This window comes from uncultured Flavobacterium sp., assembly GCF_963975515.1.
In the GTDB taxonomy this organism is placed as follows: domain Bacteria; phylum Bacteroidota; class Bacteroidia; order Flavobacteriales; family Flavobacteriaceae; genus Flavobacterium.
In genome coordinates, this window is record NZ_CAXBGY010000021.1 from 1 (window position 1) to 5,431 (window position 5,431).

Sequence of the window (5,431 nt, forward strand, 5' to 3'; positions counted from 1 at the left end):
ATGGTTATAAATTTTATATTCAGATGTTAAATAAAATAATTAAATATTTCCTAGAAAATAGATTAGTAACTGTTCTTATTCTGATGGTTCTAATTTTATGGGGTATTTCCACAGCTCCGTTTAACTGGAAAATACCATTCATTCCTTCTGATGCGGTTGCGGTTGATGCTATTCCAGACATTGGTGAAAATCAACAAATTGTTTTTACACAATGGCCAGGTAGATCACCCCAAGATATTGAAGACCAAATTTCTTATCCATTAACTACTTATTTATTAGGTATTCCAGGTGTAAAATCGATTAGAAGTAATTCCATTTTTGGTTTTTCAAGTATTTACATAATTTTCGATGATGATATTGAATTTTACTGGTCTAGATCCAGAATACTTGAAAAATTAAACTCATTACCTAATAGCTTATTACCTGAAAATGTAAAACCATCACTTGGTCCAGATGCAACAGCATTAGGACAAGTATATTGGTACACAGTTGAAGGAAGAGATAAAGCTGGTAATCCAACTGGTGGATGGGATTTACAAGAGATTAGAACAGCACAAGATTTCTATATTAAATACGGTTTAAACGCTGTTAAAGGAGTTTCAGAAGTAGCATCTATTGGAGGTTTTGTAAAAGAGTACCAAATAGACGTTAATCCTGATGCATTGAAAGCTTATAATATCAGTTTGATGCAGGTAATGACTGCGGTACAAAAATCAAATAAAGATGTTGGTGCAAAAACAATTGAAATCAACCAAGCCGAATATTTAGTTAGAGGTTTAGGTTATGTAAAAAAAGTAGAGGATATTGAACTCGCTGTTGTTGCAGTTAAAGATAATGTTCCAATACGTATAAAAGATATTGGAGTTGTTAGTTTAGGTCCGTCAACAAGAAGAGGAATTTTAGATAAAGGTGGTGCAGAAGCTGTAGGTGGTGTTGTAATTGCACGTTATGGTTCTAATCCATTAGAAGTAATCAATGGGGTAAAATCTAAAATAAGTGAAATTGCATCTGGTTTACCCAAAAAGACATTAGCTAATGGTGTAGAAAGTCAATTAACCATTATTCCTTTTTATGACCGTACAGAATTAATTCAAGAAACAATAGGAACATTAGAAACAGCTCTTTCTCATGAAGTTTTAATTAGTATTATTGTCGTCTTACTTTTAGTTTTTAATTTAAGAGCTTCGTTAATTATTTCAAGTTTATTACCCGTTGGTGTGTTAATGACTTTTATTGTTATGCGTTATTCTGGAGTAGATGCAAATGTTGTTGCACTTTCCGGTATTGCTATTGCTATTGGAGTAATGGTAGATGTTGGAGTCGTCTTTGTCGAAAATATTATTCGACATCTCGAAATGCCGAAGAATAAAGGAGTAAAAGGAAAACAATTAATGCTAGTAATTTATGAAGGAACTACTGAAGTTGCATCAGCTATTACAACAGCTTTAGCAACAACAGTTGTTAGTTTTATTCCTGTTTTTGCAATGGAATCTGCTGAAGGTAAATTATTTAGACCTTTAGCATTCACAAAGACTTTTGCACTGTTAGGAGCTTTTGTATTAGGAATTGTAGTACTTCCTTCTTTAGCTAACTATTTATTTGGAATTGACTATGATAAGAAAAGAGTAAAACGTTTTTGGTCGTATGTATTTATTTCAGGAGGTATTTTACTAAGTATTTATTTCAAAATTTGGCTTCCGTTGGGATTAACCTTAATGGGATTATATGACCTGTTTAATCATAAAATTCCTGAAAAATTTCAACCTTATACAAAGCATTTCAACTTAGTTATAGTAGTATTTATTGTTTCTTTCTTTTTAACTCAAGAATGGATGCCATTAGGGCCACAAATAAGCGTAATTGGAAATTATCTATTTGTAATTGTTTTGTTAGGAATAATAATAGGAGCACTTTTATATATTGTCAGTTCTTATGAAAGAGTGCTGCGTTGGTGTTTAGAAAACAAAGGTAAATTCATGTTGTTACCCATAGCGACATTATTTTTTGGAGTTTTAGTATGGATAGGTTTTGAAAGCACTTTTGGTTTTGTGGCTAAAGGATTTGATAAAATAGGTTGGAATATAAGAGCAACAAAAGCATGGTCGGTTCCTTCTCATACTTTTCCAGGTATTGGTTCCGAGTTTATGCCAACGCTTAATGAAGGTAGTTATTTATTAATGCCAACTTCAATGCCTCATGCAGGTGTGGAACAAAATAGAAAAGTGGTAGGTCAATTGGATATGATTCTGAATCATATTCCCGAAGTAGATATGGCTGTTGGTAAATTAGGTCGTGTAGAAAGTGCACTAGATCCTGCTCCTATTTCTATGTATGAAAATATTATCAATTACAAACCAGAATTTATTTTAAATGCAAAAGGGCATCGTATGCGATTTAAGACCGATAATAAAGGTCGTTTCATCACAAAATCTGGAGATAGTCTTACGCATGATGATGCATTAAAACAGGCAATTTCAATAAAAAATTTAATAGCTGATGAAGACGGTACTTTCTACAGAAATTGGAGAGATATAATTAAATCACCTGATGATATTTGGAATGAAATTGTAAAAGCATCAAAAATACCTGGAGTTACATCTGCTCCTAAACTACAGCCTATAGAAACACGATTAGTAATGCTTCAAACAGGAATGAGAGCACCTATGGGAATAAAAGTTTTTGGACCCGATTTAAAAACGATTGAAGAGTTTGGTTTAGAACTTGAAGGTATAATTAAAGAAGTACCTTCTGTAAAACGTGAAGCAGTTTTTGCCGATAGAATTGTAGGAAAACCTTATTTACATTTAAACATTGACAGAGAAAAGATCGCTCGTTTTGGCTTAAATGTAGAAGATATCCAACAAACAATAGAAACAGCAATTGGTGGAATGAAAATTTCTTCTACTGTTGAAGGTAGAGAACGTTATCCTATTCGAGTTCGTTATCCTAGAGAATTGAGAGATAGTCCAGAGGCTTTGGCTAAAATATTAGTAGCTACTCCAACTGGAGCTCAAATTCCATTAGGTCAATTGGTACAATTTGAATACAAAAAAGGACCTCAAGCAATTAAGAGTGAGGATACTTTTTTGGTTGGATTTGTACTTTTTGATAAAAATGATAATTATGCTGAAGTAGATGTAGTGAATGATGCACAAAAAGCAATTCAAACCAAAATTGATTCGGGAGAATTAATAGTTCCTCAAGGTGTTAATTATAAATTTTCAGGGAGTTATGAAAATCAAATTAGAGCTATGAAAAGGCTTTCTATTGTAATTCCTATATGCTTAATAGTTATCTTTTTATTACTCTATTTCCAATTCAAAACTATTATTGCATCCTCAATCCATTTCTCTGGAGTATTTGTTGCATTTGCAGGTGGATTTATCATGCTATGGTTATACGGACAAGATTGGTTTATGAATTTTGCTGTTGCAGATGTAAACATGCGGGATTTATTTCAAATGCATTCCATTAATTTAAGTGTAGCTGTTTGGGTAGGTTTCATAGCATTATTTGGAATTGCTACTGATGATGGAGTAATTATGGGTTCTTATATTCATCAAGTTTTTGAAGAAAAAAATCCTCAAACAATAGCTGGTGTTCGTGATGCAGTAGTTGAAGCTGGTAAAATGAGAGTTAGACCTGCTGTGATGACAACGGCTACAACAATCATTGCTTTACTTCCAGTATTAACCTCAACAGGTAAAGGTTCAGATATTATGATTCCAATGGCTATTCCAACTTTTGGAGGAATGACCATTCAAATTATGACCATGTTTGTAGTGCCTGTATTGCAAGCGTTTTGGAGAGAAACAGTAATTAAAAATAAAGAAAAAAGAAATGCGTAAAATACTAATACTATCAATTCTATTTTTTGCTTATAATGTTGAAGGGCAATCTATAAACGACTATTATACTATTGCAGCGGAAAATAATCCGGAATTAAAAGCAAAGTATAAGGAGTTTGAAGCAGCCATGCAAAAAATACCACAAGTGAGTTCTTTACCAGATCCTAATCTTTCTATGGGTTATTTTATTTCACCCGTAGAAACAAGACTTGGTCCTCAAAACATGCGATTTTCACTAACTCAAATGTTTCCTTGGTTTGGTACTTTAAAAGCACAAAAAAATGCTACAACCTTAATGGCTGAAAGTAAATATCAAGCATTTTTAAATGCTAAAAATCAATTGTATTCTCAAGTTGCTACTGCATATTATCCTTTGTATGAACTACTAAAATTAAAAGGCATTGAACAAGAAAATATCAAAATTCTAGAATCATACAAAAATATTGCCAATGCAAAATTTGAAAACGGTAAAGGTAGTTTAGTAGATGTCTTGCGTGTGGATATTATGATAAAAGATGCGCAAACTAATTTAGATATTTTAACTAAAAAAGAACCTGCAGTAACATCTTGGTTAAATAGTATTCTAAATAGAAAGCACGATGAAAAAATTGTTGTTTCTAAAGATTTGCAAATTATCGAATTACCAATGGAATACCGCAAAGATTCTATAACCACTAACCCAATACTACAAGAGCTTGAATTAAAAAAACAAGCTTCAGAAGTAGCTATTGAAGTAGCCAGAAAACAAGGTTTACCTAAATTAGGTCTTGGTTTAGATTATGTTTTGGTAGGGAAAGGAATGAATAACTTTCCAGATTCGGGTAAAGATATTATCATGCCAATGGTTTCGATTAGTTTGCCAATTTTTAGAAAAAAATACAATGCAGCAACGAAAGAAGCAAAATTGATGCAAGAAAGTTATTCTTTTCAAAAAGAAGCGTATGAAAACAAATTAAACGGTACATACTATAAACTTGTTTTTGAACTAGAAAAGGAAAGAGATTTATTAAAATTATATGAAGGTCAAGTGATAACGCTCTCCAAAAGTTTGAACCTACTATTTGCTTATTACAGTAATGCGAATAAAGATTTTGAAGAAGTATTACGCATGCAACAAGAACTTTTAAAGTATCAAAAAATGCAGTTGTCAAGCACCAGTACTTTTTATATAAAATTAGCTGAATTGGATTATTTAACAGCAAAACAATTTTAATTATGAACATAGATAAAAAAACAAAAATCTTATTAGCAATAACTTTATTAGTTGGGCTATTATTAGGTGCTCTATTCTTTGGTGGAAGCACTAAAGAAGAAGATAATAAAACTGAAGTCAAATCAAAAGCTGAAGTTTGGACGTGTTCCATGCATCCACAAATTAGACAACCAGAACCAGGAGATTGTCCCATCTGTGGAATGGAATTAATTCCTTTAGAATCAGGTAATTATGATATCGATCCAGAAGCAATTAGTATGTCTGAATCAGCGATGATTATTGCAGGTATCTCTACTTACAAAGTAGGAAATACGGATGGCGTAAAAGAAATTTCATTGAATGGAAAAATTGAAGTGAATGAGAAAACAGT

3 protein-coding genes are annotated in these 5,431 nt (G+C 32.1%); all 3 read left to right on the forward strand.

All coding sequences use genetic code 11. The annotated features are described in order from the left end of the window. Window positions 1-23 precede the first annotated feature (23 nt). Window positions 24-3,848 carry an efflux RND transporter permease subunit gene (locus tag AAC008_RS14740; RefSeq protein ID WP_339890267.1) on the forward strand — a complete coding sequence of 1,275 codons (3,825 nt, stop codon included), beginning with the start codon at window positions 24-26 and terminating at the stop codon, window positions 3,846-3,848. Beyond that, window positions 3,841-5,061 (forward strand): TolC family protein, encoded by a 1,221-nt coding sequence (locus AAC008_RS14745; RefSeq protein WP_339890269.1) that lies wholly within the window; start codon window positions 3,841-3,843, stop codon window positions 5,059-5,061. The genes AAC008_RS14740 and AAC008_RS14745 overlap by 8 nt, the downstream gene beginning before the upstream one ends. A 2-nt stretch (window positions 5,062-5,063) precedes the next feature. Continuing rightward, window positions 5,064-5,431, forward strand: a 368-nt coding sequence (locus AAC008_RS14750; protein WP_339890271.1) for a heavy metal-binding domain-containing protein, incomplete at its 3' end; no start/stop codon positions are given.